The organism is Pseudomonas turukhanskensis (assembly GCF_027922365.1).
Classification (GTDB): Bacteria; Pseudomonadota; Gammaproteobacteria; order Pseudomonadales; family Pseudomonadaceae; genus Aquipseudomonas; species Aquipseudomonas turukhanskensis.
In genome coordinates, this window is record NZ_BSFN01000019.1 from 1 (window position 1) to 25,237 (window position 25,237).

Annotated in this window: 27 protein-coding genes; 7 read left to right on the plus strand and 20 right to left on the minus strand. The window is 61.1% G+C overall.

What is annotated here, in order from left to right:
- Positions 1–167 precede the first annotated feature (167 nt).
- The 6 genes from PKE98_RS21860 to minC all read right to left on the minus strand — a co-directional run bounded on the left by PKE98_RS21860 (position 168) and on the right by minC (position 4,544).
- Positions 168–512: a GFA family protein gene (locus PKE98_RS21860; RefSeq protein ID WP_271197515.1), complete on the minus strand. Its 345-nt coding sequence runs from the start codon at positions 510–512 to the stop codon at positions 168–170.
- Between the two features lie 72 nt (positions 513–584).
- Positions 585–1,871, minus strand: coding sequence for a M18 family aminopeptidase (locus PKE98_RS21865; protein ID WP_271197516.1), 1,287 nt, complete (start codon positions 1,869–1,871; stop codon positions 585–587).
- Between the two features lie 59 nt (positions 1,872–1,930).
- Positions 1,931–2,566, minus strand: coding sequence for an RluA family pseudouridine synthase (locus tag PKE98_RS21870; RefSeq protein WP_271197517.1), 636 nt, complete (start codon positions 2,564–2,566; stop codon positions 1,931–1,933).
- A gap of 74 nt (positions 2,567–2,640) precedes the next feature.
- The gene (gene minE / locus PKE98_RS21875; protein WP_108095523.1) at positions 2,641–2,895 is read right to left on the minus strand and encodes a cell division topological specificity factor MinE; all 255 of its coding nucleotides are present in this window, start codon (positions 2,893–2,895) and stop codon (positions 2,641–2,643) included.
- Positions 2,892–3,707, minus strand: a complete 816-nt coding sequence (minD, locus tag PKE98_RS21880) for a septum site-determining protein MinD (protein ID WP_271197518.1) — start codon at positions 3,705–3,707, stop codon at positions 2,892–2,894. Before minD ends, minE begins: the two co-directional genes overlap by 4 nt.
- A 99-nt stretch (positions 3,708–3,806) precedes the next feature.
- Positions 3,807–4,544: a septum site-determining protein MinC gene (minC, locus tag PKE98_RS21885; protein WP_271197519.1), complete on the minus strand. Its 738-nt coding sequence runs from the start codon at positions 4,542–4,544 to the stop codon at positions 3,807–3,809.
- 163 nt (positions 4,545–4,707) lie between these two features.
- Here minC and PKE98_RS21890 point away from each other — a divergent pair, with 163 nt between their 5' ends.
- Both PKE98_RS21890 and PKE98_RS21895 read left to right on the plus strand, forming a co-directional pair.
- Positions 4,708–5,640 (plus strand): lipid A biosynthesis lauroyl acyltransferase, encoded by a 933-nt coding sequence (locus PKE98_RS21890; RefSeq protein WP_271197520.1) that lies wholly within the window; start codon positions 4,708–4,710, stop codon positions 5,638–5,640.
- A gap of 44 nt (positions 5,641–5,684) precedes the next feature.
- Entirely contained in the window at positions 5,685–6,866 is a 1,182-nt protein-coding gene (locus tag PKE98_RS21895; protein WP_271197521.1) for a patatin-like phospholipase family protein, read from the plus strand.
- A 110-nt stretch (positions 6,867–6,976) separates the two neighbouring features.
- Here the strand turns inward: PKE98_RS21895 and PKE98_RS21900 are convergent, their stop codons facing one another.
- Both PKE98_RS21900 and PKE98_RS21905 read right to left on the minus strand, forming a co-directional pair.
- Positions 6,977–7,576, minus strand: coding sequence for an OmpA family protein (locus PKE98_RS21900; protein ID WP_271197522.1), 600 nt, complete (start codon positions 7,574–7,576; stop codon positions 6,977–6,979).
- An 8-nt stretch (positions 7,577–7,584) separates the two neighbouring features.
- Entirely contained in the window at positions 7,585–8,013 is a 429-nt protein-coding gene (locus PKE98_RS21905) for a FecR family protein (protein WP_271197523.1), read from the minus strand.
- Positions 8,014–8,231: 218 nt separating this feature from the next.
- Between PKE98_RS21905 and PKE98_RS21910 the strand changes: the two genes are divergently transcribed.
- Entirely contained in the window at positions 8,232–10,310 is a 2,079-nt protein-coding gene (locus PKE98_RS21910) for an HD domain-containing phosphohydrolase (RefSeq protein ID WP_271197524.1), read from the plus strand.
- 86 nt (positions 10,311–10,396) lie between these two features.
- Here the strand turns inward: PKE98_RS21910 and PKE98_RS21915 are convergent, their stop codons facing one another.
- On the minus strand, positions 10,397–11,134 hold the full coding sequence (locus tag PKE98_RS21915; protein WP_271197525.1) for a glutathione S-transferase family protein: 738 nt from the start codon (positions 11,132–11,134) through the stop codon (positions 10,397–10,399).
- Between the two features lie 107 nt (positions 11,135–11,241).
- Positions 11,242–12,156: a LysR family transcriptional regulator gene (locus PKE98_RS21920; protein ID WP_271197526.1), complete on the minus strand. Its 915-nt coding sequence runs from the start codon at positions 12,154–12,156 to the stop codon at positions 11,242–11,244.
- A gap of 115 nt (positions 12,157–12,271) precedes the next feature.
- On the opposite strand from PKE98_RS21920, the gene PKE98_RS21925 reads away from it, so the two are divergent.
- Together PKE98_RS21925 and PKE98_RS21930 are read left to right on the plus strand one after the other, a co-directional pair.
- Positions 12,272–12,718 carry a carboxymuconolactone decarboxylase family protein gene (locus PKE98_RS21925; RefSeq protein WP_271197527.1) on the plus strand — a complete coding sequence of 149 codons (447 nt, stop codon included), beginning with the start codon at positions 12,272–12,274 and terminating at the stop codon, positions 12,716–12,718.
- Positions 12,719–12,720: 2 nt separating this feature from the next.
- Positions 12,721–13,131: a cupin domain-containing protein gene (locus PKE98_RS21930; protein ID WP_271197528.1), complete on the plus strand. Its 411-nt coding sequence runs from the start codon at positions 12,721–12,723 to the stop codon at positions 13,129–13,131.
- A gap of 87 nt (positions 13,132–13,218) precedes the next feature.
- Here the strand turns inward: PKE98_RS21930 and PKE98_RS21935 are convergent, their stop codons facing one another.
- The 10 genes from PKE98_RS21935 to PKE98_RS21980 form a co-directional block, all read right to left on the minus strand.
- Positions 13,219–14,427: an MFS transporter gene (locus PKE98_RS21935; RefSeq protein WP_271197529.1), complete on the minus strand. Its 1,209-nt coding sequence runs from the start codon at positions 14,425–14,427 to the stop codon at positions 13,219–13,221.
- 85 nt (positions 14,428–14,512) lie between these two features.
- A complete protein-coding gene (locus tag PKE98_RS21940) occupies positions 14,513–15,235 on the minus strand; it encodes a substrate-binding periplasmic protein (RefSeq protein WP_271197530.1) in 723 nt (240 codons plus the stop codon).
- 106 nt (positions 15,236–15,341) lie between these two features.
- Positions 15,342–16,301, minus strand: a complete 960-nt coding sequence (locus tag PKE98_RS21945) for a quinone oxidoreductase family protein (protein WP_271197531.1) — start codon at positions 16,299–16,301, stop codon at positions 15,342–15,344.
- Positions 16,302–16,336: 35 nt separating this feature from the next.
- Positions 16,337–16,510 (minus strand): DUF1427 family protein, encoded by a 174-nt coding sequence (locus PKE98_RS21950; protein WP_271197532.1) that lies wholly within the window; start codon positions 16,508–16,510, stop codon positions 16,337–16,339.
- A gap of 101 nt (positions 16,511–16,611) precedes the next feature.
- Entirely contained in the window at positions 16,612–17,376 is a 765-nt protein-coding gene (locus PKE98_RS21955) for an AraC family transcriptional regulator (protein WP_271197533.1), read from the minus strand.
- Positions 17,377–17,379: 3 nt separating this feature from the next.
- Positions 17,380–17,991, minus strand: a complete 612-nt coding sequence (locus PKE98_RS21960) for a LysE family translocator (protein ID WP_271197534.1) — start codon at positions 17,989–17,991, stop codon at positions 17,380–17,382.
- A gap of 44 nt (positions 17,992–18,035) precedes the next feature.
- Entirely contained in the window at positions 18,036–18,932 is an 897-nt protein-coding gene (locus PKE98_RS21965) for a nucleotidyl transferase AbiEii/AbiGii toxin family protein (RefSeq protein ID WP_271197535.1), read from the minus strand.
- Positions 18,919–19,503 (minus strand): type IV toxin-antitoxin system AbiEi family antitoxin, encoded by a 585-nt coding sequence (gene abiEi / locus PKE98_RS21970; protein WP_271197536.1) that lies wholly within the window; start codon positions 19,501–19,503, stop codon positions 18,919–18,921. Before abiEi ends, PKE98_RS21965 begins: the two co-directional genes overlap by 14 nt.
- Positions 19,504–20,050: 547 nt before the next feature.
- Positions 20,051–21,715 (minus strand): FMN-binding glutamate synthase family protein, encoded by a 1,665-nt coding sequence (locus tag PKE98_RS21975; protein ID WP_271197537.1) that lies wholly within the window; start codon positions 21,713–21,715, stop codon positions 20,051–20,053.
- 208 nt (positions 21,716–21,923) lie between these two features.
- Positions 21,924–22,718, minus strand: coding sequence for a response regulator transcription factor (locus tag PKE98_RS21980; protein WP_271197538.1), 795 nt, complete (start codon positions 22,716–22,718; stop codon positions 21,924–21,926).
- 169 nt (positions 22,719–22,887) lie between these two features.
- Here PKE98_RS21980 and PKE98_RS21985 point away from each other — a divergent pair, with 169 nt between their 5' ends.
- Both PKE98_RS21985 and PKE98_RS21990 read left to right on the plus strand, forming a co-directional pair.
- Entirely contained in the window at positions 22,888–23,703 is an 816-nt protein-coding gene (locus PKE98_RS21985) for a carbon-nitrogen hydrolase family protein (RefSeq protein WP_271197539.1), read from the plus strand.
- A gap of 159 nt (positions 23,704–23,862) precedes the next feature.
- The gene (locus PKE98_RS21990) at positions 23,863–25,182 is read left to right on the plus strand and encodes an APC family permease (RefSeq protein WP_271197540.1); all 1,320 of its coding nucleotides are present in this window, start codon (positions 23,863–23,865) and stop codon (positions 25,180–25,182) included.
- Positions 25,183–25,237 lie beyond the last annotated feature (55 nt).

The window sequence follows — 25,237 nt, forward strand, 5'->3', positions numbered from 1 at the left end:
CATCACTCGATCTCCCGATTCGATGAAGCCCTTAAGCCTAAATGCGTTACCTATGTCTCCCGACACCCGTTACCTATGTCCCCCGGCTGAACACGTAGCACACCCTACGGGGCAGTGATTGCTTTTGTAGGGAGTGCTCCGCGCACCAAGCGATGGCACGGCGAACGTTATCCCCGCCCAGGCTGCCATTGCGGGTAAGCCGCAATCCCGTCCGTGCTCAACCATTCCTTGTCGAACTCCGTCCAGATATGTTGCTGTGGCCGCTTGCCCGGGTCTTCATCCAAGGTTGCCACCCGCACAATCACATGCGGCTGCGCCGGCCGATCGGCGATCAGCTGGCTGCCGCACTGCGAGCAGAAGCATCGAAATTTACCGGGCGAGGATTCATAGCGGGCGAGCTTGTCTTCGCCACTCAGCCAGCGAAAGTGCTCGCGCATCACTCCGGCGGTGGTAGCAAACGCCGCGGCATGGGCTTTGCGGCAGGTGTCGCAATGGCAGTGGCTGATGGGCATGTCGAGACTGACGGCGGATACCCGCTCGCGGGTATTCGCCCTACGCCTCTCCCACAGTAGTTCCAGTGGGCTTTAGAACAGTTCGGTGGCGTAAAATGCCGTCAGCACCTTCACCAGATGCTCCAGGTCGTGGCTGCCGGCCAACTCGCGAATCGAGTGCATGGCAAAGGTCGGCAAGCCGATATCCACCGTGCGTACGCCCAACTGGCTGGAGATGATCGGGCCGATGGTCGAGCCGCAGCCCATGTCACTGCGCACCACAAAGCTTTGTACCGGCACTTCTTCGGCCAGGCACAGGTGGCGGAAGAAACCGGCGGTTTCGCTGCTGGTGGCGTAGCGCTGGTTGCTGTTGACCTTGATCACGGGGCCGGCATTGAGTTTCGGGCCGTGGTTGCCGTCGTGTCTGTCGGCGTAGTTGGGGTGCACGCCGTGGGCGTTGTCGGCCGACACCAGCAAGGACTTCTGAATCACCCGCACAAAATCTTCGTCCTGCGGCAGCACGCGGCGCAGCACCTGTTCCAGCATCGGGCCATCGGCGCCGCAGCAGGAACTGGAGCCGACTTCTTCGTGGTCGGTGCAAATCAGAAAGCAGCTTTCGTCGTCGGCACTGTGCAGCAGTGCTTGCAGCCCGGCGAAGCACGACAGCAGGTTGTCCAGGCGCGCGCCGGCGATGAAGTCGGCATTAAGGCCTATCACGGCCGCGTCCTGGGTGTCGTAGAAGCTCAGCTCGTAATCCAGCACGGCGTCGGCGTTCAGGCCGTGCTCGCGGCCAAGTTGGTCGGCGAGCAGGGCGCGGAAGTCGTAGCGCTCATCGCCTGCCACCTGGGCCAGAATCGGCGGCAGCTCATTCTGCGCATTGATCGCCCAGCCCTGGTTGGCTTCACGGTTCAGGTGGATGGCCAGGTTGGGGATGATGGCAATCGGCACCAGGAAGTCGATCAACTGGCTTTCCACCTTGCCGTCGCGGCGGAAGGTCACACGGCCGGCCAGCGACAGGTCGCGGTCGAACCATGGGGCGAGCAGGGCGCCGCCATACACTTCCACGCCCAGTTGCAGAAAGCCGTGGCGTTGCAGTTCCGGCTGCGGTTTTACCCGCAGGCAGGGGCTGTCGGTGTGCGCGCCGACCATACGCAAGCCGCCTTCCAGCGGCGGACGCTTGCCCAGCTTGAAGGCAATGATCGAGGAGTCGTTACGGGTGACGTAGTAGCGGCCACCGGCTTCGGTGTGCCAGGTTTCGCGCTCGTTCAGGTGCACATAACCGGCGGTTTCCAGGCGCATGGCCAGGCTGGCGGTGGCATGGAACGGGGTGGGCGAGGCCTTGAGGAAATCGATCAGGCCTTGGTTCAATTCTTCGCGCATAGGGCACTCCAGGCGGCAATGCGCGGAGTTTACCGTATCCCGCGATCTCTGTAGGAGCCTCAGAACGGTGCCGGGCACTCGAAGCGCAGGCGCTCGCCGGTTGTGGGGTGGGTAAAGGCCAGCATGGCCGCGTGCAGGCATAGGCGCGGGTAGGCGGCCAGGGCCTGCTCATGGGCGTACAGGCCGTCGCCCAGCAGCGGGTGGCCAATCGACAACATGTGCACGCGCAGCTGGTGCGAACGACCGGTGATGGGCGTCAGCTCCACGCGAGCCCAATCGCCGCAGCGTTCCAGCACTTTCCAAAATGTGAGCGCGTTGCGCCCGTGTTCATGGTCCACCACATGGCGCGGTTTGGTGGGCGGGTCGTAGCGCAGGGGCAGGTCGATGCTGCCGCTGTCCAATTCCGGCTGGCCCCAGCACAGGGCGATATAGGCTTTCTCGGTTTCGCGGTCGTGGAACTGGCGCGACAGTTCGCGGTGGGTATCGGCATCGCGCGCCAGCAGAATCAGGCCCGAGGTTTCCCAGTCCAGGCGGTGCACGATGCGCGCCTCGGGATAGCCGTTTTCCTGCAGGCGGGTGATCAGGCAGTCCTTGTTGTCGTCGGCACGCCCCGGCACCGACAGCAGCAGGGTGGGCTTGTTGACCAGCAGGATCTGTTCGTCCTGATAGACGATTTCAACGTTCGACAGCGGCATGCGTTACACCCACAAAAACCATGTTGCAAAAACGACAACGGCGGCCGAAGCCGCCGTCGCCGGAACCCTTGCGATCAACGATCGGGCAGGGTGATGTTGAGCTCGAGAATGGAGCAGCTGCCTTGGTTTTCCAGGGCGACCTGCACTTGGTCCGAGTCGATATTGACGTACTTGCGGATCACCTCGACCAGCTCCTGCTGCAAGGCCGGCAAGTAATCGGGCTTACTGCGCTGACCGCGCTCGTGAGCAACGATAATCTGCAGACGCTCTTTCGCAATGGACGCGGTGGTTTCTTTTTTGCGCTCGCGAAAGAAGTCGAAAATATTCATTCACGACCTCCAAACAGGCGTTGCATGAAGCCCTGTTTTTTGACATCGAGGAAACGGTGCGCGACTTCCTTGCCCAGCAGGCGGTCGACGGCATCGCTATAGGCTTGGCCAGCATCGCTCTGGTCATCGAGAATCACCGGCACGCCCTGGTTGGAGGCCTTGAGTACGGCTTGCGACTCAGGGATTACACCCAGCAGGCGGATGGCGAGGATTTCTTCCACGTCTTCCACTCCGAGCATTTCGCCTTTTTGCACGCGCTCGGGGTTGTAGCGGGTCAGCAGCAGGTGTTCCTTGATGGGCTCTTCGCCGAGCTCGGCGCGGCGCGATTTGCTCGCCAAAAGGCCCAGCATACGGTCGGAGTCACGTACCGAGGACACCTCCGGGTTGGTAACGACAATGGCCTCGTCGGCGAAGTACATCGCCAGGTGCGCACCTTTCTCGATACCGGCCGGCGAGTCGCAGACCACATATTCGAAGGTCTCGCGCAGCTCGTTGATGATTTTTTCCACGCCTTCCTTGGTCAGCGCGTCTTTGTCGCGGGTCTGGCTGGCGGCGAGGACGTAGAGGTTTTCCAGGCGTTTGTCTTTGATCAGGGCCTGGGTGAGGGTGGCTTCGCCGTTGACGACGTTGACGAAGTCGTACACCACGCGGCGTTCGCAGCCCATGATCAGGTCGAGGTTACGCAGACCGACGTCGAAGTCGACGATGACAGTCTTGTGCCCACGCAGGGCGAGGCCGGTACCGATGGCGGCGCTGGTGGTGGTTTTACCGACGCCACCTTTGCCGGATGTGACTACGAGGATCTTGGCCAAGGTGATTCACCCCAAATATGAAGAAATGCGGGAATCTGGCGCCAATTTGTGGCGTCCGGATGCCCTTTTTTGTGTCCTGAAAAGTGGCCGCAGTATCCGTTAAAGCCGGGTGATGTTCAACACGTCACCGGTCAGGCAGACCTGAACTGCATCGCCCCAGAGCGGGTCGCGGCGCAGGTCTTCGGCGACCTTGTATTGCCCGGCAATGGACAGCATTTCGGCGCCCATCTGCTGGCAGAAAATCCGTGCCTTGGTGTCGCCTTTGACGCCGGCCAGAGCCCGGCCGCGCATTGGCGCGTAAACATGGATGTTGCCGTCGGCGAGAAGTTCCGCGCCGGCACTGACGGGCGCCAGCACGATCAGATCGCCACCTTGGGCGTATACCTGCATGCCACCGCGCACCGGGGTATTGATCACTTTTGTAGGCTTTACCAGCGGCTCAGGCGGCTTTTCCGCTTTTCGTTTGGCCGCAATCTCCACCGGCTCCACCAGTTTTTCCCGTGCACCGGAGGGCGGCAGCACGGGAATGTCGAGGGCTTGGGCGGCGGCGATGTCTTCTTCGCGGTTGGCGCGAATGGCCAGGGTGCGCAGGCCATGGCGGCGACACAGGGCCATAAGCTCGGCGAGGTCGAGCACGCCTTCGGCGGCGGGCAGCTTGTCGAGAGCCAGTACCAATGGAATATTGCTGAAGAAATTCGGGGCCTGGGCAACCTTTTCGGCCAGTTGCTGTTCCAGGCGCTCAAGGTCATTGTGCGCGAGCTCGAGCACGGTGATGGCGAGCATGCTGCCTTTTAACTGGAATACGGGGTCTTGGTTGAGCAGATCGGCTTGGCTCATGGGGTGCCTGATGCGCCTTACAAAAAATGGGGCTGAATGCAGAAGTGCCTGCAGCGCTCGGAGGCGCTGATTTAAGACCGGACTTATAGCGAGAACGCGGTTGGGCCGCAAGCCGCGTCAGTCCTGTAGAATGCGCGCCTTTGTTTGATTTTCGGAAAGCTCGATGGATCGTCCGCAGTTTCGTCGTCAATTTCTTCACCCCCGCTACTGGGCGCTCTGGCTTGGTCTGGCGCTGCTCTGGCTGCTGGTGCAACTGCCGTATTCGGTTTTGCTGGGACTCGGCCGTGGCCTGGGCTGGCTGATGTATATAGGCGCTCGTTCGCGTCGTGAAATCGCCGCCCGTAACCTGGAACTGTGTTTCCCCCAGATGAGCAGTGCTGAGCGTAAAAAGCTGCTGAAAGAAAACTTTGCGTCTACCGGCATCGCTTTTTTCGAAATGGCCATGAGCTGGTGGTGGCCGACCAAACGCCTTGCCCGTCTAGCCCATATCGAAGGCTTGGAGTATTTGCAGGAAGCCCAGTTGCAAGGGCAGGGGGTGATTCTCATGGCCGTGCACTTCACCACCCTGGAAATCGGCGCCGCCCTGCTGGGCCAGCGCCACACCATCGATGGCATGTACCGCGAACATAAAAACGCAGTGTTCGACTTCGTCCAGCGCCGGGGCCGCGAGCGCCACAATCACGACGCCCAGGCCATTGAGCGCGAAGACGTGCGCGCCATGCTCAAGGTGCTGCGCGCCGGTCGGGCGATCTGGTACGCGCCCGACCAGGACTACGGCGCCAAACAAAGCGTGTTTGTGCCGCTGTTCGGCATCACTGCTGCCACGGTAACTGCCACCAGCAAGTTCGCCCGCCTGGGCCGCGCCCAGGTGATGCCGTTTACGCAGAAACGCTTGCCCAATGGCGGCGGTTACAAGTTGGTGATTCACCCGCCGCTGCGCAACTTCCCCGGCGACACCGAGGAGGAAGATTGCCTGCGTGTGAACCAATGGGTGGAGCGCGCCATTCTTGGCTGCCCCGAGCAATACCTGTGGGCGCACCGTCGCTTCAAAACTCGGCCGCCGGGTGAGGCCAAGTTGTACAGCAAGCGCGGCTAGGCAAGCACTTCTATACTCGCGAAAACCCCCGTAGAGAGGCTTCGATGAATCTGGCGCACGATCCAACAAAACCGGTGACTGGGCTGATTCTTTCGGGCGGCGGGGCACGTGCCGCGTATCAGGTGGGGGTGCTGGCGGCGATTGCCGACCTGTTGCCCGACACCACGCAAAATCCTTTTCCCGTCATCGTCGGCACCTCTGCCGGCGCCATCAACGCTGTGGGGCTGGCCTGCGGAGCATTGCAATTCAACGAGGCCATCAAGCGCCTCACGCATGTCTGGCAAAACTTCCACACCTACCAGGTATACCGCAGCGACTTTTCCGGTGTGGTACGCCAGGCCAGCCGTTTTTTCGGCCATAGCCTCCTGGGCCTGGGCAAGCGTGCGCCGGTGGCCTTGCTCGACAGCTCGCCTTTGGGCGGACTGCTCGCCGAGCACCTGGATTTTTCCGGTATCGCCGCCGCCGTGCGCATGCGTAAATTGCGCGCTGTGGCCGTAACGGCGTTTGGCTACGACTCTGGGCAAGCGGTGACCTTCTACCAGGGCCGCGCCACCATCGACCCCTGGTTTCGCCACCGCCGCGTAGGCGTGCCGACCCGCCTGCAGCTCGAGCATTTGCTGGCGAGCGCGGCCATTCCGCTGATTTTCCCGCCGGTAAAAATCAACCGAGAATTTTTCGGCGACGGTGCCATGCGCCAGTCTGCTCCGATCAGCCCGGCACTGCACCTGGGCGCCAATCGCGTGTTGGTGGTGGGTGTGAGCGGCAATGGCAACCCCGAGAACGTGCCGGTGCGCTCACGCGTGGCGGGGCCGCCGAGCCTGGCTCAGGTGAGCGGCCATCTGCTTAACAGCACCTTTATCGACAGCCTGGAAAGCGATATCGAACTGCTGGAGCGCATGAATCAGATGTGCCGTTTGCTGCCCACCGACCTGCCGGCCAAAAGCACGGCGATAAAGCCGGTCGAAGTGCTGGTGATCGCCCCGAGCAAACCGCTGGACCGCATCGCTGCCCGCCATTGGCACGAGCTGCCGCGCACCCTGCGCATGTTTTTGCGTGGGCCCGGGGCGAAAAAGGCAGGTGGGGCGGGGGTGTTGAGTTATCTGCTGTTCGAGTCGGGGTATTGCAATGAACTGATCGAACTGGGGTATCAGGATGCAATGGCTAAAAAGGCCGAGTTGGTGCGGTTTCTGGGCTTGGAGCCGCAGGTGGCGGCGTCCTTGGGATAGGTGAAGACCAAAGGCGCCGACGCTCAAGCCATTGCTATAGGGGCAGTGCGCGCGCTTAGGCGAGTGCGATAGCCTCGAGTGGCCAGGCCGTAACCAAATGCCTTAACACGCTAGCGAACAATAATCTCGACCCGCCTGTTGCGCGGCTCAGGCGTGTCGTCTGGCGTCTTCACCAGCAGGTTGCTCTCGCCGTGGGACGTAACCACCAACTCGATCACCTTGATCCCTTCCTTCTTGAACATCTCGGCAATGGCGGTGGCGCGCTTGAGGCCAATCTGTTCGTTCCATTTGCTTTTGCCTTCGGTATCGGTATGGCCGATGACCGATACCGCCGATGGACCGCGTTCGCGCAAAGTGGTGAGCACGTTCTGGAAATCGGCCTTGGAGGCTTTGGTGAGATTGGCCGTGCCGGTTTCGAAGTACAGGCGGAAGGTGATGGGCAGGGCCGGCTGCGCTTTGAGGGCGGCGGAAAAATCCTGCTCGATACGCGGCGGTTCAACGGCAAAGGTCTTGGCGCTTTTACCGTCCAGGGCAACGGCGTCCATTTTCTTGTCGACCCGCGTGGTGCCGTTGGCGGTTTCCACCACGATGGCACCGGTGGTGCCGTCCGGGCTTTCCATCAGCACCACGTAGGATTTTGGCGTCGCACAGCCTGTTGCGCACAGGGCCAGCAGCACAAGGGTCAGGCCGCGTAGAAACGAAAAGGGCATGGAGGCGCTCAACCGTCGACTTTCACCAGGAAGTGGGTACCGCGCACACCGATAGTGCCGGTGGGCGTGTTGATTTCCACTGCCTCGGGCTTAAGCTTGGCAATGACACCGGAGATGTAATTAAGGGTGCCGTGGGTGATTTTCGCGCTGAGCTTGAGGTTCTGTTCGGACGGTTGATACACGAAGGCATCGAAGCTCAGTTGGCTGTTGGGGCCGAACGACATCAGGGTGTTGTCTTCCAGCGTCACGCCGAGCGCGCCATTGGCGGCGGTCTTGATGGAGCTGCCAACGAACACTGGCATGCCGACGGTGGCCGGTTGAGCCTTTCCATCGACGATGACCGAGGCATCGCCTTCAGCCTTCATGACATAGCCAATCGCCTTGCCAGCAGCCGGTTCTGCGGCAAAGGTGGCGGCTGTGCCAAAGGGTAGGGTCATGCAGAGTATGAATAGCCATTGAGTGGCTTTTCGGGTCATAAACATACTAGTCTCCCTGAATCTCCGATTTCCTGATTGAACGCTGCTGCGCAAGCAAGTAGAACCGCATCATGTACGTGATGTCAGATTGACGCTACTTTTATTGACGCTTCATCATAAAAGCTGCGATCAACGGTTTTTGCCAGTCAGGCAAAAGGAATTTCTAATACGGGTTGCAGATGAACACAGCATTTTTCAAGTTCCGTTTCAAGAACTGGTCAGTTGTTCTTACCGCGTTTTTTGTTTTGCAGTTATTGCCGATTCTGGCCCTGACCTTTGGTTTGTCCGCCACTGCCGTGTTGATTATCTCGGTGGTCGTGCTGCTGTGCACGCTGCCGTTGGCCCTTAATGGCATGGACAGCATCAACCGCACCATTGAGCGTCTGGCCGAGGACACCCGTCTTATCCGCAAGCTGGACTTCTCCGGCGAGCAACCCAAAGCTTCGATGTTTCATGAAGTCGACAGTCTCAACCGTAATCACGGCAGCATGAAAGAGGCGCTGCAACACCAGACGCAGACCTTGCAGGAAACCCAGCTGAAACTCGCCAGCCTGGTGGAAAACGGCTTGCTGTTGTCCTCCGAGCGCGACCGCGATGCGCTGCTCAAGCACATCCTTATGCAGGGCAAGCTTATTTGTAATGCCCAGGCCGCCACGCTGTACCTGAAGACCGAACATGACACCCTGCGTTTTGCCTTGCGTTCCATGGAAGATGACCTGCCGGCCAGCGAAATCCCCCTGCATGACCCCGTGAACGGCCTGCCGAACGAGCGTCATGTGTCCACGTACACCGCGCTGCACAACGAGGCGGTGGTCATTGACGATGTGTACGCCGAAACCCGTTTCGACCTCAGCGGCACCCGCCATTTCGATACCCAGTCGGGCTATCGCACCGTGTCGATGCTCAGTGTGCCGCTGGCGCCGCGCCAGGGCGAAGTGATCGGTGTGCTGCAATTTATGAACGCCCTGAACCCGCTGACCGGCGAGGTAATGGCGTTTTCCCCGCAGGTGCTTTCGTTCGTTGGCGCCCTGGCTTCGCAAGCGGCGATTGCCCTGGATAACCACAACCTGATCGACGCCCAGAAAGCGCTGATCGACGCCATGATCGAAATTCTCGCCGGCGCCATTGACGCCAAGAGCGCATACACCGGCGCCCACTGCGAGCGCGTGCCGGAGCTGGCGCTAATGTTGGCCGAGGAAGCCTGCAAGGTCACCGAAGGCCCGCTGGCCGAGTTCAGCTTCAACTCCGCCGATGAGTGGCGCGAATTCCGTATCGGCGCCTGGCTGCACGATTGCGGCAAGATCACCACGCCCGAGCACGTGGTCGACAAAGCCACCAAGCTGGAAACCATCTACAACCGTATCCACGAAGTGCGCCTGCGCTTTGAAGTCTTGCTGCGCGATGCTCATATCGCTTGCCTGGAAGCGATTCGCGACGGTGTCGAAGAAGACATTGCGCGTTCGCAGTATCAACAGGCAATTACCCACTTGCAGGATGAGTTCGCCTACGTGGCCGAGTGCAATATCGGCAGCGAGTTGATGGCACCCGAGCGCATTGAGCGGTTGCAGCACATTGGCCAGCGCCCGTGGTTGCGGCATTTCGATGATCGTCTGGGCCTGTCCGAAGGCGAGCTGCACCGTGTGGCGCATTTGCCGGCCAGCCCGTTGCCCGCGCGTGAAACCCTGCTGGCCGACAAGCCGCAGCATATCTTTCCGCGCCCGGTCAGCCGTGAGTACGACGCCAAATACGGCTTCAAGGTGACAGTGCCTGAGCACCTGTACAACTACGGCGAGCTTTACAACCTGAGCGTCAGCCGCGGCACGCTAACGGCCGAAGAGCGCTTCAAGATCAACGAGCACATCATCCAGACCATCATGATGCTGGAGAACCTGCCGCTGCCCAGCAACCTCAAGCGCGTGCCCGAATACGCCGGCACCCACCACGAAAACCTGCTGGGCACCGGTTACCCGCGGCAACTGGATAAAGACAAACTGTCGGTGCCGGCGCGGATCATGGCGATTGCCGATGTGTTCGAAGCGCTGACCGCCTCCGACCGCCCGTACAAGAAAGCCAAGACCCTTTCCGAGTCGGTACGCATCCTGGCCAACCTGCGCGACAAAGGCCATATCGACGCCGACCTGTTCGCCCTGTTTCTGCAATCGGGCATGCACCTGCGCTACGGCAAGAAGCACCTGCAGGCCGAGCAGATTGATGAGGTGGATATCGAAGCTTTTCTGAAGCCGGCGCTGGTCGAGTGACATGATTTAACGCATCGAGGGTGAAGCCTCTCCTACAAGAACGATATACCCGGTAGGAGAGGCTTCAGCCTTGAGCTTTTGATCTGTTAACGCCGAGCGCGATCTTCGGCATAACGCCGCATGATCCATTGCCCCGCTGGCCGCGCATGCAGCTCATCCAGAAAACGTTGCGTCTGGCCGTCATGCCCGCTGATCTCGGCCCACGGCGTTCCCGCCGGCGTAAAGATCGGCGCATACAACGCCGCCGCCGCGATATCGGCCAGGCTCAGGCGATCACCTACCAGATAGCGCGCCGGATCATTGCCGGTCAGCTCTTCGATCAGCGCCAACCCCTCCAACAATTCCACGCGCGACCTCTCCACCCGTGGTGGTGTAACGCCGTATAAACGCAACACGCCGCGCTGCAGCACAGGCTTCATGGCATCGCGCAGGCCGAACAGCGGGCGGTAGGGTTTGAGCATGGCGACCATCACCGTGCGCCAATCGCGAATCTGTCCATACAACCAACGACGCACGTGCACGCCCATGCGGTCGAAGCGTTCTTCCAGGGCGAGGATGGCGGCGCGTTGTTCAGCGTCGTCAGGCAACAGCGGATGGTCGGGGTACTGCGCCTCCAGATACAGGGCGATGGCGCTGGAGTCGCCGATGACCTTGGCGCCGTCGCGCAGAATCGGCAGCGTATCGATGCCGGCCATGGGGCGGCTTTGCAGGCGATGCAGGCCGGGGAAGAGGTCGTCTACGTTAAAAGCCAGGCCCTTGTGGTCCAGGTGCCAGCGGGTCTTTTCGCAGTAGTGGGAAATCGGGAACTGGTAAAGCGTACGCATGGGCGCTGGCCTGGCTGCAGAGGGGTGGCCAGTTTAGAGGCTGGGGGTGTGACCGCCGAGTCTTGCGGGCCCCAGCTTTGGTTGGGCATTTAAAGGTATCGAGGCGTCTACAACCGCCACAACGGATCCTCACCCATGGTGGTCATCGCCCATTCCGTAAACACCCGCACCCGCGCCGACAAGCGTCGCGCATAGGGATACACCAGGCTCATCGGCATACTCGCCAGTTCCCAATCCGGCAGCAGCTGCACCAGTTTGCCGCTGGTCAACAAGCCGCGCGCCTCGCACAGCGGCACGCCGACAAACCCCAAGCCTGCTTCGGCGGCGGCCATATATGCGCCGCCGCTGTTAAAACGCATGACCGGCGTTTGTTCCAGCACTACGCTGTCGTCCCCACAGCTCAAACGCACCGGGTTCTGCCGGCCGGTGGCGGGAAATACAAACGCCAGGTAGCGGTGCCGGGCGAGGTCGGCGGGGGTGTGGATCGGCGGTTTGCCGTGCAGGTACTCGGGCGCCGCGCAGAGCACAAACCGCATCTGGCCGATGGGGCGGCAGACCAGATCCGGGTCGGTGACCACGCCCCCTCGAATCGCGCAGTCGACACCTTCCTGCACCAGGTCCACCACGCGCTCGCTGCAACCAAGGTCCAGCTGGATATCCGGGTACAGCTCCACAAAGCCGGGCAGCGCCGGTATCAGCAAAAAACGCCCGACCGGTGAGGGCATGTCCACCTTTACCTTGCCGCGCGCCACGGTCCGGGTTTGCGACACGCTGGCTTCCAGTTCATCCATGTCTTCCAGCAAGGCGCGCGCCCGTTCGTAGTAGGCGGCACCGTCGGTGGTGGGGGTTACGCGGCGGGTGGTGCGGTGCAGCAGCTTGACCCCCAGTTGGCTTTCCAGCGCCTGAATCTGCCCGGACAGCGTGGTTTTTGCCGTGCCCAGGGCATCGGCAGCGCGGGTGAAGCTGCCCAGCTCCACAATTCTGCAGAAGGCACGCATTGCATCGAGTCGGTCAAAGGCCATGATTGTCCGGATAGTCGTCTAATGTTTCCGATTCTAGCTTGTTTATCCGTGCAGTTCGCAGCAATACAGTAAGCCCATTCCCGGCATCCAGCCGGGGCACATTGAGGAAACTGTCATGAGCACCCATGCACGCGTCGCCTACGCCCAAGTCGCTCCCCACGCTTTCAAAGCCCTGCTGGGTCTGGAAAAAGCCATGGGCGAGTCCTCGCTGGAAAAGTCCCTGCACGAGTTGGTAAAAATCCGCGCCTCGCAGCTCAACGGCTGCGCGTATTGCATCGATATGCATACCGCCGATGCCATCAAGCTGGGTGAAACCCCGCGCCGGATCTTCGCCCTGTCGGCCTGGCATGAAACGCCGTTTTTCAGCGAGCGTGAACGCGCAGCGCTGCTGTGGACCGAAACCCTGACGCTGCTGGCCGAACGCGGCGCCCCGGACGCCATCTACAACGAGGTTGCCGCGCAATTCAACGAACGCGAACTGGCCGACCTGACCTTTGCCATCGCCACCATCAATGCCTGGAACCGTTTCGGTGGGGGCTTTGCCATGCAGCCGGCGGTGTGAACATGGCCACTACCCTTCGCTTGGCAGCATTGGCGCTGGTATTGCTCAGCGGTTTGGCCCACGCCCACGGTGGCGGCGCGGGTGATGAAACGGTAACGCCGGTGGCGCACGCCACCTTGCCGGCGACGGTCGGCTCCGACGCCGCGGCGTTGCGGGTGGAGTTTGCGCCGGGCGCCACGTCGCGTCCGCACACCCATCCGGGGCCGGTGTTTGTGGTGGTGGTTTCCGGGGAAGTGGAGTCGCAGTTGGATAACGGCCCGGTGCACACCTACAAGGCCGGTGATGCCTGGTACGAGGCGCCGGGGCAAGAGCATCGGGTAACGCGTAATCCAAGCCAGCGCAGGCCTGCGGTGTTGGTGGCGTGGTTGGTGTCGGATGGCAAGGCGCCGTTGGTGAAGCCGTTACAGCCTTGATCGGCGTTTCCAGGAATCGAGGCTGAAGCCTCTCCCACAAGGCACCCAGTCGTTTGTGGGAGGGGCTTCAGCCCCGCGCTTTTGATCTTAGTGCTTTGGCTCAAACCGCCACGCCACAAAAAACACCAACAACCCCGCCAGCGCTGTCGCCGTCCCGATGTAACCGGTGGACGTCCAGCCATAACCGGCACTGATGGCCATACCACCCAACCACGGCCCCAGGGCATTGGCGAAATTGAAGGCGGCGTGGTTGGACGCAGCCGCCAGGGTTTGTGCTTCCTGCGCCACGTCCATCAAATGGGTTTGCAGCGGAGCGCCCAGTGACACCATGGTGCCTACGGCGAATACGGCGGGGAAAATGGTCCAGGCCGACAACGCGGCGCTGGGGAAAATCGCCAGCACCAGTGCGCTCCACACCAGCAGCCAGGCCACGGCCTTGAACTGCAATTTATCGAACAGCCAGCCACCGACCATATTGCCGACGATGCTGCCCAGGCCAAACGCGGCCAAGGCAAACGGAATCCAGGCTGTGGATAAGTGGGTTACCTGCAGCAGGGTGGGCGCCATATAGCTGAACACGCAGAACATGCCGGCAAAGCCGACCGAGCTGATGGCCAGCGCCAGCCACACTTGCGGGCGATTGAAGGCGCGTAGTTCGCGCATCGGGTTGCTCTGTGGCTCGCTGGCATCAGGCGGCAGAAACCAGGCCACCATAGCCACCGTGGACAGGGCAATGATGCCGACCAAGGCAAACGCATAGCGCCAGCTGGCCATCTGCCCCATCCAGGTGGCCAACGGGTTGCCCACCAGAATGGCTACTGTGAGGCCGAGCATCACCCGGCTGACCGCCTTGGCCCGCTTGTGCGGCGGCGCCATGGAAGCTGCCACCAGCATCGCCACGCCAAAATAGGCACCGTGCGGCAGGCCGGCGAAGAAGCGGAACACCATCATCGAGTGGTAGTCCGGCGACAGCGCCGTGGCGAAGTTGCCGATGGCAAAAATCGCCATCAGCAACAGCAGCAAGCTGCGCCGGGGCAAACGCGAACCGAGAATGGCCAGCAGCGGCGCGCCCACCACCACACCCAGGGCATAGGTGCTGATCACGTTGCCCACTTGTGGTTCGGTAATGCCCAGGTCCGTGGCGACATTGGGCATCAGGCCCATGATCGAGAACTCACCGGTACCAATGGCAAAGCCGCCAAGGGCCAAGGCCAGTTCAATCAGCAAAATGGCGCGGGCCGACAGGCGCTTGGCCAGCGGCGAGGTTTGCGCCGCAGCGGGCAATACTTCAGGCATGGGTACAGCCTCAAATCCAATAACAAAGAGTGGTGAAGCATTTCACCGGCGGGGCAGGGTGACAGAAACCTGTCAAGAATGGGGCTTAGCGGTAGTTGGCGAGTATTTTTTCGAATTCGCCGTCGTTACTCATCTGCACCAACGCACGCAGTAATTGCATGGTCGGTACGTCCGGTTCGTCGCGGACAATGCACGAGGCCAGGTCCGACGAGAGTTCTTCAACGGGCTGCAGTTTAAGGTCTGCTGGCTGGCCGTGATTAAACCAGTTCAGGGTCAGTTCGCTACTGACGGCGTAGTTGTTGCGCCCGGCTTCGAGCTTCATCAGCGCCAGTTCCTGGGTGCGGGCATCGTCGCGTTGCAGATCATTGGCGTCGAAGCGCGGTTGCAGTTTGGGGTAGATATAGCCCAGAACGGTGCCAACCAGTTCGCCATGCAGGTTTTCCAGCGTCACGTTGCCTTTGGTGCGGGCCACCAGCACGTCGCGCTGGGTCATGAACGGCACGCTCCAGATGTACTGGTGGTGAGACTCGGTGAGCCAGGTGGGGTTCACGTAGCAGCGCACGTCGATTTCGCCGCGTACCAGCATGGCCTGCACGCGTTTGCGCGGTAGCACCATCATTTCTGCACGGCGGCCGACCTTTTGCGCCAGGCGCATTTGCAGGTCGTAAATGATGCCGCCGACGGCCTCACCGTTTTCGACCTTGATCAGCGGCATAGCCCAGCTTTCGATCACGGAAAAACGCAGGGGACGCTCTTCTGCAGCGCTGCAGGCGCAAATCAGCAAAAGGGCAAAAGGCAGAAAACGCATGGCGGTACCGGGTTGAGTCATTCGCCCGGTTACTGGTTTCTAACTGGCAGCAAACGGGCGAGGGCACCCAAATCTAACCACAAAGCCCGCGCCCGTGTCGCCGCGATCAAGGCAGCAGAATAAATTTCTCGCTACTGCCACCGTTCACCGCCTGATAGCGGGCCACACCTTCGCTGAGCGGCACTTCATGCAATTCATCGGGCAATGGCAGCAGCGCCTGGTCGAACAGGCTGCCGAAACCGTCGAGCATCGCTGCGCATTCCTTCGGGGTGTAAAGCAGCGAGTTGACGCCCACCAGCACGCCGCCGCGACGGTACAAGGCCAGAGCCGGCAGCTGCACATTGCCATCCACCGGGGCGGCAATGATGGCGATGCGACCAAAGGTGCCAAGCGCAGGCACTGCGGCCGGTAGCCAGAAACCAGTGGTGTCGAAAATGACTTCTGCGCCGCCTTGGAAGTGTTCTTCCACCTGGGCGGGCAGGGCGGCGGGGTCGCCCAGCAGAATGCCGGGAATGCCGCGCTGACTGAGCTCGGCCAATGATTCCGGGCGACGTACCGCCGCCAGCACCTGCGCGCCGCGCGCCTTGGCCAAGCTGACAGCCGCATCGCCCACGGCACCATTGGCGCCGATCACCAGAAAGGTAGTGCCGGCTTTGACGTCCGTGCGTTGCAGGGCATCCCAGGCGGTGGTGAACGGCACACCGCAACTGGCAGCCTGGGCAAAGCTCAGCGCTGGCGGTTTCAACGCCACATCCTCCGCGGGCAAGGCGATATGGCTGGCGTGGCTGCCGTCGCGGGTAAAGCCTAAGCCCTTGCCGGTGCCCCAGACCGCCTGGCCGAGCAGATGGCTTGGGCCTTGGACCACTACGCCGGCGAAGTCGCGCCCGGGAATACGGGGCACAGTGGTGTACGGAAAACGACCGAGGACGTTTTTCACATCGCTGGGGTTCAGGCCGGCGGCGCGGATTTCCACCAACACCTCGCCGTCGCCTGCGCTCGGGGTTGGCACTTCAAGGTACTGAAGAGAATCGAGGTCGCCCTTAACGGTAAATTGCAACGCGTGCATATGCGCTCCTTGTACATGGCAGTAGAAACAGGAAATCAGGACAACCAGTGGCTAACCAGTTGGCGACCCAATGGCAGCAACTGCTCGCCCGCCAACATGCCTAGCAAACCCACCAGGGCAATGGCTGGCGGCGCGGGTGAACGCACGTCCAGGAGGTTATAGATGACGCCGACCAACAGACCGGCCGCCAGGGAAATGAGGTAGTTCATGCTGAGGCTCCAATCGGGTGAATGGGCTCAGTCTAGCGACCGGGAAACGGTGCTCAGGTCAAAGACTTCTGTTTATCGGCCAAAAATAGCCCGTAGGAGCGTTAGGACAGATAGTCAGACGGCGCGACACCTAGCTCGCGTCGAAACATGTCGCTGAAGCTACTGGGCCGGTAGCCAAGGTCCGCCGCGATGCGGCTGACCGGCGTGCCCTCGATCAACGCCGCCACCGCCGTGGCCAATTGCACTTGCCGCCTCCAGTGGGCGAACCCCATGCCGAGGCTGTCCTGAAACAGCCTCGCTAACGTGCGCACGCTGGCGCCGGCCGCTGTGGCGTGTTGCTCGAACGAGAAAGCTTGCGAGGGCGAAGCGATTACCGCTTGGCACAGGTTAAGCAAACGCCGGTCTCGTGCATCGGGCAGCGGTACCCGCAGGTGGGAGTGCTGGGCGCGCTGCAGTTCCAGCACGGCCAGGGCGCTGAGGCGCTGGTAATACTCGGTGTCTTCGGCACCTTGTTCAGCCACCAGGCCGAGGATCAGCTCGCGCAACAACGGCCGCACTTCTAGCACCTGGGTGCTGCCGGGCAGGCTGTGGGGCTGGTCGGGGCGCAGGTAGATATTGCGCATTTCCAGCTCCGACACCACCCGCACGGCATGGGGAACCTGGGCGGGCAACCACACCGCGCGTAGCGGCGGCACCAATACCGCCTCGCCCGGCGTTTCCACCCACATGATGCCGCTCTGGGCGTACAGCAGTTGTCCCCAGTCGTGGGCATGGGGCTCGATAAACAGCCCGCGCGGGTAACTGCGTGCCACGGCGCGCAAGGCGGCGCCGGGGCGGTGCAAATCAGGTGGGGCGGCGCGGGCCATGGCTTAGCGCAGCGTCGGCAGGGCGGCGCCCATCAACGCAAACACACTGCCGCAGCCGCGGTTGAACCCTTTGCCGCTGCGCTCCAGCCACGGTCGGATACGATGCGCCAGGCGCGCCAACAGGTATTCGACAAAGCCCTCGAACAGCACAAAGGTCAGCACCATGATCACAAACTGCAGCCAGAGCGCGCGGCCGGGGTCGAGAAACTGCGGCAGAAAGGCGCCGAAAAACAGAATGACTTTGGGGTTGGAAATCGCCGACAGCAAACCCTGACGAAACAGCGCATGCCCCGACTTGCTCGGCGCCACGCCCTCGGTGCTCAGCTTGATCGGCGGTGCCCGCCACAGCTGCACACCCAGCCACACCAGGTACGCGCCGCCCACCCACTTCAACACCGTCAAAGCATGGGCGGAGGCCTGCAACAGCGCGCCAATGCCGAACATCGACAGGGCCATCAGCACGGTAAAACCGAGCATGCCGCCGCTGATGGTGAACAAGGTTTTGCGCTGGCCATACAGCGCACCATGGCTCAGCGCCAACAGGCCATTGGGGCCGGGCGTAAGCGACAGACCGACGACGGCAATCAGATAAACGAGCCAGGTGTGCAATGCCATGGGAGAGAGTCCGTGCGGGCTGAGTGATCGAGAATACCCGAGGCTTACATCGGAAAGAATGGTTCAGCCGGGTGATCGCCGAGTTGGTTTTTTGCGTCCTGGTGCAACTGCTGAATATGCCGAACCAGCACTGTCCAGAACGCTGGTTCGTTTACCGTGCTCGCCACCAACCGCGCAGGAAGAAAGCGGCTCATCTCGTGGCGAAAGTCCGCAGCGATGTTCGCGTCGCTTCCCATCAGCGCTGCGCGCTGGGCGAAAGCCCCGAGGAAATCAGACGGCGTGCAACGATGGTCCGCCAGTTTGCGCTTGAGCAACGGCCAGTGAGGAACCACCGTTTGCTGGCGCAGCCAGAGCAAATCCCACAGATCGCGGTTTTTGATGCGGTTGGCGCGAAGCGCAAAGGCCACAACCTTGTCGATATAGATTTCTTCCCGCGCCTCAGCCTGCAGAATCAAACCACTGGTACCCATGTCCGCCCCGTAAGGATTGAGCAGCAACGACGGTTGCGGCAGATAGCTGGGAATGGCGAAGACATCGATGTTGATACGTTGCGCGGGCAGGGTTTTGCTGTGGGGGCGGGTCTGGATTTTCAGCTTCCAGGTATCGACACTGCCCGTCTCTTTGGTCGGTTCGCTGACCGCCACATCCAGTCCGTATTTTTCCTTGAGCGTATCCACCAGCACGTGCGCCAGTTCCTTCAACTGCTCGCGGCTGAAATCGGCGCCGCCGGTGAAGTCGAGGTCCTCGCTCAAGCGATTGGAACCATAGCAAGCTCGCAGACACGTGCCGCCAATAAACGTGAGTTTTGCCAGTAACCCCGCGCCGCTCAGCGCCAGCATGATGTCGTGGTGCAACAACTCCTTCTCCACCACCATGCGCAGCGGCGCCAACTGCTCGGTATTGCGTAACGCTTCATCCACTAGCCGATCAAACAGGTTCATCCGTACTGCTCCCATCCATCCGATCCGGGGCAACCAAATCCATACTGCGGCGCGTAGCACGCATATCGCGCAGAGCCAGCTGGGTGGTTGCACGCCACAGCCGGCAGCGGGCATCGTACTGCAGATGTTCAGCCACATCGGCGGGCTGTTGGCGGGTATGCACGAACTCCAACGTGCCCCAACGCCCACAATCTATGCGGCTGCTGCGTGCGGACGACATCACCGTGAGCCAACTGATAGGCACCTGGGAAATCGCCCCGGCGTCACTCAGCGCCGTCTCAAGGCTGATGTAATTGAAATGATTCGCCCGCAAGCGCGCGGCGGCATGAAACAGCAACAAGCCATCACGCGGCGCTGCCGGCTCGAACACATACAAACCCCGACAGACACGCCGCAGCAGCCCACTTCTATCAGCCCGACTGAGCAACGTTTTAAAAGCCCCATCTGAAAGCTCCGGCAGCAAGCCTCGCAGGTCCTCCGGGGTAAAGAGATAACGCTCCGCACTCGCCAGCGCATACAAACTGTGGAGCAGCTGACGCATTGGTTGAATGGGAGTGCTGGAAAGGAGCATGTGGCGACTCAACGAAAAGTTACACAAACAGAAACTTAGTGTTGAGTGAGAAAAAATGCAACGTAAAACACTGTACGGAAAGTTTCATAATATGTAACTTTCCGTAGAGAAAACGTCGTTGATCTACCCGTTGACGTACTTCTGACTTGGCTCTTGATCTCCCGCTTTTGATCTTGCGCTTTTGGCTCCGCTTTTGATCTACCCGCCCCTTGATCGCCAGGCCGAGTGGAGTCGTTGCGTAAGGGGTCGTAGCGGCCGGGAGCCGCGCAGAGGGATGAGGGCCATGGATGGCCCTTCAGCCCGGCCCCTGGAGCGACGACGTAGCGAGGGGACCCGAAGCGCAGCGTAGGGCCCAGGTAGGGGCAAGATTTTTTGGTTTCTTTTTTATGGTGCGGCATTCCGACGACTGGAAAAAGAAACTCGCGCGTAAGGCGCGAGACAAAACCCTCAGCACGCGCGGTAACGAAGAAAATCACAGCATGCCGGCCAACCGGAAACGAACCTCCAGCACACCGAACAAAGCCCCGCCGACAAGACGCAAAAAAACCTACACGCTCTGTATCGCATCCAGCTTCGCCGGCGCCGCCGGCTGATGATCCGGCTCCTCAGGCGCCGCCTCAAAACTATCAGCCCGCGCCATCTTCCACATGCGCTCATAAAACTCGCCACTGATCTTGCCGCTCAGCAATTCGCCGGGTTTGAGGAACACATGCTCCTGAGCAAACATTTTGATCTCGGTGGCCGAAATCCGCCGCACCAGATGGCGCGCATCCAGCTGCTTGGGGTGGGAAAGCCCAGCCGCCGCCAGCATCTCGGCCAGGGCTTTGAGCGTATTGCGGTGAAAACTGAAAACCCGCTGCGCCTTGTCCTCAACCACAAGCGCTCGCTGGCGCAAAGGGTCCTGAGTCGCCACCCCGGTAGGGCACTTGTTGGTGTGGCAGCTCTGGCTTTGAATACAGCCGATGGCAAACATGAAACCGCGCGCCGAGTTGGCCCAGTCGGCGCCGATGGCCAGCACGCTGGCGATATCGAAGGCGCTGACAATCTTGCCGCTGGCGCCCAGCTTGATCTTGTCGCGCAGGTTCAGCCCCACCAGGGTGTTATGCACAAACAGCAGCCCCTCGCGCATCGGCACGCCAATGTGGTCGGTGAACTCGACCGGCGCCGCGCCCGTGCCGCCTTCCTTGCCGTCGACCACGATAAAGTCCGGCAGAATGCCGGTCTCCAGCATGGCCTTGGCGATGCCCATGAACTCCCATGGATGGCCCAGGCAAAACTTGAAGCCTACCGGTTTGCCGCCCGACAGTTCGCGCAACTGGGCCACGAATTGCAGCAGCTCTATGGGCGTTGAAAACGCGCTGTGGCGCGACGGCGACACGCAGTCTTCGCCCATCGGCACCCCACGGGTTTCCGAGATTTCCTTGGTCACCTTGTGCTTGGGCAGAATGCCGCCGTGCCCCGGCTTGGCGCCTTGGCTCAGTTTGATTTCAATCATCCGTACCTGCGGGCTTTGCGCCTGTTTGGCAAAGCGCTCAGGGTCGAACAGGCCGGTGCTGGTGCGGCAGCCGAAATAACCGCTGCCCAGCTCCCAGGTAAGGTCACCGCCGTGCTCGCGGTGGTACTCGCTGATGCTGCCCTCGCCGGTGTCGTGAATGAAATTGCCGAGCTTGGCGCCTTTGTTCAGGGCGCGAATGGCGTTGGCACTGAGCGAGCCAAAACTCATGGCCGAGATATTGAACAACGAGGCGGAGTAGGGCTGCTTGCACGCCGGGCCGCCGATGATCACGCGAAAGCTGTCGGGGTCGGTGAGCGTGGCCGGGCGCATGGAGTGGCCGATAAATTCGAAGCCGTTCTGGTACACGTCAATCAGGGTGCCGAAGGGTTTGTCGGCCCCTTCGTTCTTGGCGCGTGCATAAACCAGAGAGCGTTGCGCGCGGGAGAAGGGCAGCTTGTCGCCATCGGCTTCGAGCAGGTACTGGCGGATCTCGGGGCGAACGCCTTCGACCAGGTAACGAATATTGCCCAGAATCGGATAATTGCGCCGCACCGCATGGCGGGTTTGCAGCAGGTCGCCGATGCCGATCAACGTCAGCACCCCTGTCAGCAGGGTAAATGGCCACAGCCACTCATGGTGGTAGAACGGCAGACTGGCGAGGGTGAACACAAGACAGGCAACAAAAAACGCGTAGCGGCTAAGCAGCGAAAGACTCATGCGGGCTCCCTTGGGGCATGGACGGCAGGGCTGAGCGTAGACGGCCCGGTTAAGGCAGTCGAGGGTAGCGGGCAATTGTTGCGTGACAGCTGGCCCTCACCCCCGGCCCTTCTCCCGCCCGCGGGAGAGGGGAGACTCGATACCGCGTACGATCAACCCCCTCTCCCTAAGGGAGAGGGTTGGGGTGAGGGGAAGGGCAGCACTCGGTCTATGCGTTCTGCGCCTGCAGAAAAATCGAAAACAGCTCCGACTGCGATTTGATCCCCAGTTTGCTGTAGATATGTTTCTTGTGAACCTTCACCGTTTCGGCCGAGATATCCAGCTTGCGGGCGATTTCCTTGCTGGAGCAGCCGCTAAGCATCAGGCGCGCCACGTCCAGTTCGCGGGCGGTGAGTTGCGCGCCCTTGAGTTGCAGCGCCGAGGTTTCCAACTGTGTGCGCCACACCCCACTGGCCGGCATCGGGGCGGTGGGGACCACTTCTTCAAACGGCATGCGCTGGCGCAGCAGGGCGATAACCCAGGGCTGGATCAGCGACAGCAAGGCTATCTGCTCGGCGCTAAAACGCTGCGTCGAGCCCAGCGACAGGCACAAGGTGCGGTCGCCATCGAGCTGGCAATTGAGCTGAATTTCATCGGCCACCACATTCAGGCGGAAGTAGCGCTGGTAGTACTCGGTCTGCTCGAAATACTCAGGCGCCACTTCCGCCAGGCGGAAGAAGCCGGTTTGCGCCTGTTCACGGCTGGCAATATAGAAGGGGTCGAGCAGGTACAAACCCTTGAGGTAATCCTGAAACAGGGTGTCCGGGCCGCCGTCGTTTCCGGGGCATTCGGCGAACACCAGGGGGCGCTGCTCGGAGCTGAAGAGCAAAACCACCCAACTGTCGAACGCCACATACTGTTCCAGCAGGCGCACCAGCAGGGTCCAGAAATTCGGCTTGGGCAGGGCTTCGATCAATTGCCCCACCGAGCGGTGCCAGGCGATGTCCTGCAGCGTCAACGACATTTTCCTACCCCATGCTCAAAAACGACTAACCCCGATGGGTTACCACGCCTGCGTGATTACGAGCGCCCGGCGTGATGCGCATACTGCCCCGACTGTGGCGCTCATGGCGAGGCCAACGCCGCGGGATAACGATACCAACGCTACGCGATAACGAGAAAAGGGAACCTCCATGAAGGTCGAATTCGCCCAGCTTGCCGGTCGTGACGCAGACACTGCCTACAACCTGCAACGCACCCTGGATGCCATCGTCGCCTGTGCCAGCGATACCCAGTTGCTCGTCTTTCCGGAAACTCACCTGATGGGTTTTCCCAGCGCGGAACAAGTTGCCGCCGTTGCCGAACCCCTCGATGGCCCGACTCTGAAAGCCGTACAAAGCGCCGTACGCGAGCGTGGCATCAGCGTGGTGGTGGGTGTGGCCGAGGTTGATGACGGTCGTTACTTCAACACCACCGTGCTGCTCACCCCCGAAGGCATTGCGCTGAAATACCGCAAAACCCACCTGTGGGCCTCGGACCGTGGCGTGTTCAGCGCCGGCGACCGGTACAGCACCTGCCTGTGGAACGGCCTGCGCGTTGGCCTGCTGATTTGCTACGACATCGAATTCCCGGAAACCGCCCGCGCCCTGGCGCAGCTGGGCGTAGAGCTGATCATTGTCACCAACGGCAATATGGACCCCTACGGTCCCACCCACCGCACCGCGATCATGGCCCGCGCCCAGGAGAACCAGGCGTTTGCGCTAATGGTCAACCGCGTGGGTGAAGGTGATGGCGGCTTGGTGTTTGCCGGTGGCAGCGCGCTGGTCAACCCGTTCGGCACGCTGCTTAAAGAAGCCGGCCGCGAAGAAACCCAATTCAGCGCCGAGTTCGATGTAAGCGAACTGGCCGCCGCCCGCCGCGATTACCGCTACCTCGACGACCAACGCCTGCAATTGCCGGGCGAGGTGATCGAGCATGCCGATGGGCGTCGGGAGTTGCTGATTCCCTGATCACTGTTGTGCACACGCGTACCTCATCTCTGCTGGCGGTGACCCGCAGAGCAACGAATAAGAACCACCGCCCCATCCAATGGAGTCTTCTGGCAGCGACCGGAAGACCGGGGCCCAAATCTACTGCCCAAAAAACTAAAAACATCAGGAGTAGTCCCCATGGCTCGTCTGCAACGAACGCTGTCCCTCGGTTCAGTGGTGCTGTTCGGCATCGCCTACATGACCCCCATTATCGTGCTCGGCACCTTCGGCATTCTGTCCACTACCACCGGCGGCGCGGTGCCTTCGGCCTATGTAGTGGCGGCCATCGCCATGCTCTTTACCGCCTTCAGCTATGCCCGTATGGCGGCGGCCTTTCCGGTGGCCGGCTCGGCGTATAGCTACGTGCGCAAAGCCATCAGCCCCAAACTCGGCTTTCTCGCCGGCTGGGCGGTATTGCTCGACTACCTCTTCTTGCCCATGGCCATCTGGCTGATCGGTGCGGCGTACCTGGCCTCGGCCTTCCCGGCTATTCCGCAGGCGGTGTGGGTGCTGGCGTTTATCGGCGTCACCACGCTGATCAACGTGGTCGGCCTGAAGCTGGCCAACACCATCAACATCGGCCTGATGCTGGTGCAGTTTCTGGTGCTGGTGGCCTTCGTGGTGCTGTGCATTCACTACGTGGCCGGCGACGCCACGCAAGCGTTGTGGACGCTAAAACCATTCTTCAACGGCGACGTGCACTTGCCGATGGTGATGGGCGGCGCGGCGATTGCCTGCTACTCATTCCTGGGTTTTGACGCGGTCAGTACCCTTACTGAGGAAACCCACGAGCCACGCAAAACCATTCCCAAAGCGATTTTGCTGATCACCTTGATCGGCGGCGCGATCTTTATTGCCGTGTCGTACTTCGTGCAGCTGGCGCACCCCTCAATCGAGTTCCAGAGCCCGGATTCGGCCGCCACGGAAATCGCACTGAATATCGGTGGCGACCTGTTCGTGACCTTCTTCCTGATTGGTCTCATCGTCGGCCAGTTCACCTCGGGTTTGTCGGCTCAGGCCAGCGCCTCGCGCCTGCTGTTCGCCATGGGCCGTGACGGGGTGTTGCCCCAGGGCTTCTTCGCCCGTCTGGGCCGCTTCGGTACGCCGGTCAACAGCATCGTGCTGTGCGGTGTGGTGGCGCTGCTGGCGCTGAAACTGGACGTCACCACCTCCACCTCGTTTATCAACTTCGGCGCCTTTCTGGCCTTCAGTCTGGTGAACCTGGCGGTGATTTTTCACTACTGGATCAACGGCGAAAAACGCGGCGGCCGCGAACTGCTGTTGTTCCTGCTGTGCCCGTTGGTGGGGTTAGTGGCGGATCTATGGCTGATGATCAGCCTGGATCATCTGGCAATCATTCTGGGGCTGAGCTGGCTGAGCCTGGGCGTGATCTACCTCGCTGCGTTGACCGGAGGCTTCCGCCGTCAGCCACCGGAGATGGATTTCAACGAGGCTTGAGGCTAGCCGTGCGAGCCTATCGAGGCTTCAGCCTCGATAGGGCAATCGGAGGTTT

Excerpts from the sequence above, each read along its gene's own strand:
- PKE98_RS21895 (WP_271197521.1), top strand. The coding sequence starts at position 5,685 with ATGAATCTGGCGCACGATCCAACAAAACCGGTGACTGGGCTGATTCTT.
- PKE98_RS21930 (WP_271197528.1), top strand. The coding sequence starts at position 12,721 with ATGGCCACTACCCTTCGCTTGGCAGCATTGGCGCTGGTATTGCTCAGC.
- PKE98_RS21950 (WP_271197532.1), bottom strand. The coding sequence starts at position 16,510 with ATGAACTACCTCATTTCCCTGGCGGCCGGTCTGTTGGTCGGCGTCATC.
- PKE98_RS21935 (WP_271197529.1), bottom strand. The coding sequence starts at position 14,427 with ATGCCTGAAGTATTGCCCGCTGCGGCGCAAACCTCGCCGCTGGCCAAG.
- PKE98_RS21890 (WP_271197520.1), top strand. The coding sequence starts at position 4,708 with ATGGATCGTCCGCAGTTTCGTCGTCAATTTCTTCACCCCCGCTACTGG.
- PKE98_RS21870 (WP_271197517.1), bottom strand. The coding sequence starts at position 2,566 with ATGCCGCTGTCGAACGTTGAAATCGTCTATCAGGACGAACAGATCCTG.
- PKE98_RS21990 (WP_271197540.1), top strand. The coding sequence starts at position 23,863 with ATGGCTCGTCTGCAACGAACGCTGTCCCTCGGTTCAGTGGTGCTGTTC.
- PKE98_RS21965 (WP_271197535.1), bottom strand. The coding sequence starts at position 18,932 with ATGAACCTGTTTGATCGGCTAGTGGATGAAGCGTTACGCAATACCGAG.
- PKE98_RS21865 (WP_271197516.1), bottom strand. The coding sequence starts at position 1,871 with ATGCGCGAAGAATTGAACCAAGGCCTGATCGATTTCCTCAAGGCCTCG.
- PKE98_RS21920 (WP_271197526.1), bottom strand. The coding sequence starts at position 12,156 with ATGGCCTTTGACCGACTCGATGCAATGCGTGCCTTCTGCAGAATTGTG.
- PKE98_RS21940 (WP_271197530.1), bottom strand. The coding sequence starts at position 15,235 with ATGCGTTTTCTGCCTTTTGCCCTTTTGCTGATTTGCGCCTGCAGCGCT.
- PKE98_RS21955 (WP_271197533.1), bottom strand. The coding sequence starts at position 17,376 with ATGGCCCGCGCCGCCCCACCTGATTTGCACCGCCCCGGCGCCGCCTTG.
- PKE98_RS21980 (WP_271197538.1), bottom strand. The coding sequence starts at position 22,718 with ATGTCGTTGACGCTGCAGGACATCGCCTGGCACCGCTCGGTGGGGCAA.
- abiEi (WP_271197536.1), bottom strand. The coding sequence starts at position 19,503 with ATGCTCCTTTCCAGCACTCCCATTCAACCAATGCGTCAGCTGCTCCAC.
- minC (WP_271197519.1), bottom strand. The coding sequence starts at position 4,544 with ATGAGCCAAGCCGATCTGCTCAACCAAGACCCCGTATTCCAGTTAAAA.
- PKE98_RS21985 (WP_271197539.1), top strand. The coding sequence starts at position 22,888 with ATGAAGGTCGAATTCGCCCAGCTTGCCGGTCGTGACGCAGACACTGCC.
- PKE98_RS21905 (WP_271197523.1), bottom strand. The coding sequence starts at position 8,013 with ATGACCCTACCCTTTGGCACAGCCGCCACCTTTGCCGCAGAACCGGCT.
- PKE98_RS21900 (WP_271197522.1), bottom strand. The coding sequence starts at position 7,576 with ATGCCCTTTTCGTTTCTACGCGGCCTGACCCTTGTGCTGCTGGCCCTG.
- PKE98_RS21910 (WP_271197524.1), top strand. The coding sequence starts at position 8,232 with ATGAACACAGCATTTTTCAAGTTCCGTTTCAAGAACTGGTCAGTTGTT.
- PKE98_RS21925 (WP_271197527.1), top strand. The coding sequence starts at position 12,272 with ATGAGCACCCATGCACGCGTCGCCTACGCCCAAGTCGCTCCCCACGCT.
- PKE98_RS21860 (WP_271197515.1), bottom strand. The coding sequence starts at position 512 with ATGCCCATCAGCCACTGCCATTGCGACACCTGCCGCAAAGCCCATGCC.
- minE (WP_108095523.1), bottom strand. The coding sequence starts at position 2,895 with ATGAATATTTTCGACTTCTTTCGCGAGCGCAAAAAAGAAACCACCGCG.
- PKE98_RS21960 (WP_271197534.1), bottom strand. The coding sequence starts at position 17,991 with ATGGCATTGCACACCTGGCTCGTTTATCTGATTGCCGTCGTCGGTCTG.
- PKE98_RS21915 (WP_271197525.1), bottom strand. The coding sequence starts at position 11,134 with ATGCGTACGCTTTACCAGTTCCCGATTTCCCACTACTGCGAAAAGACC.
- PKE98_RS21945 (WP_271197531.1), bottom strand. The coding sequence starts at position 16,301 with ATGCACGCGTTGCAATTTACCGTTAAGGGCGACCTCGATTCTCTTCAG.
- PKE98_RS21975 (WP_271197537.1), bottom strand. The coding sequence starts at position 21,715 with ATGAGTCTTTCGCTGCTTAGCCGCTACGCGTTTTTTGTTGCCTGTCTT.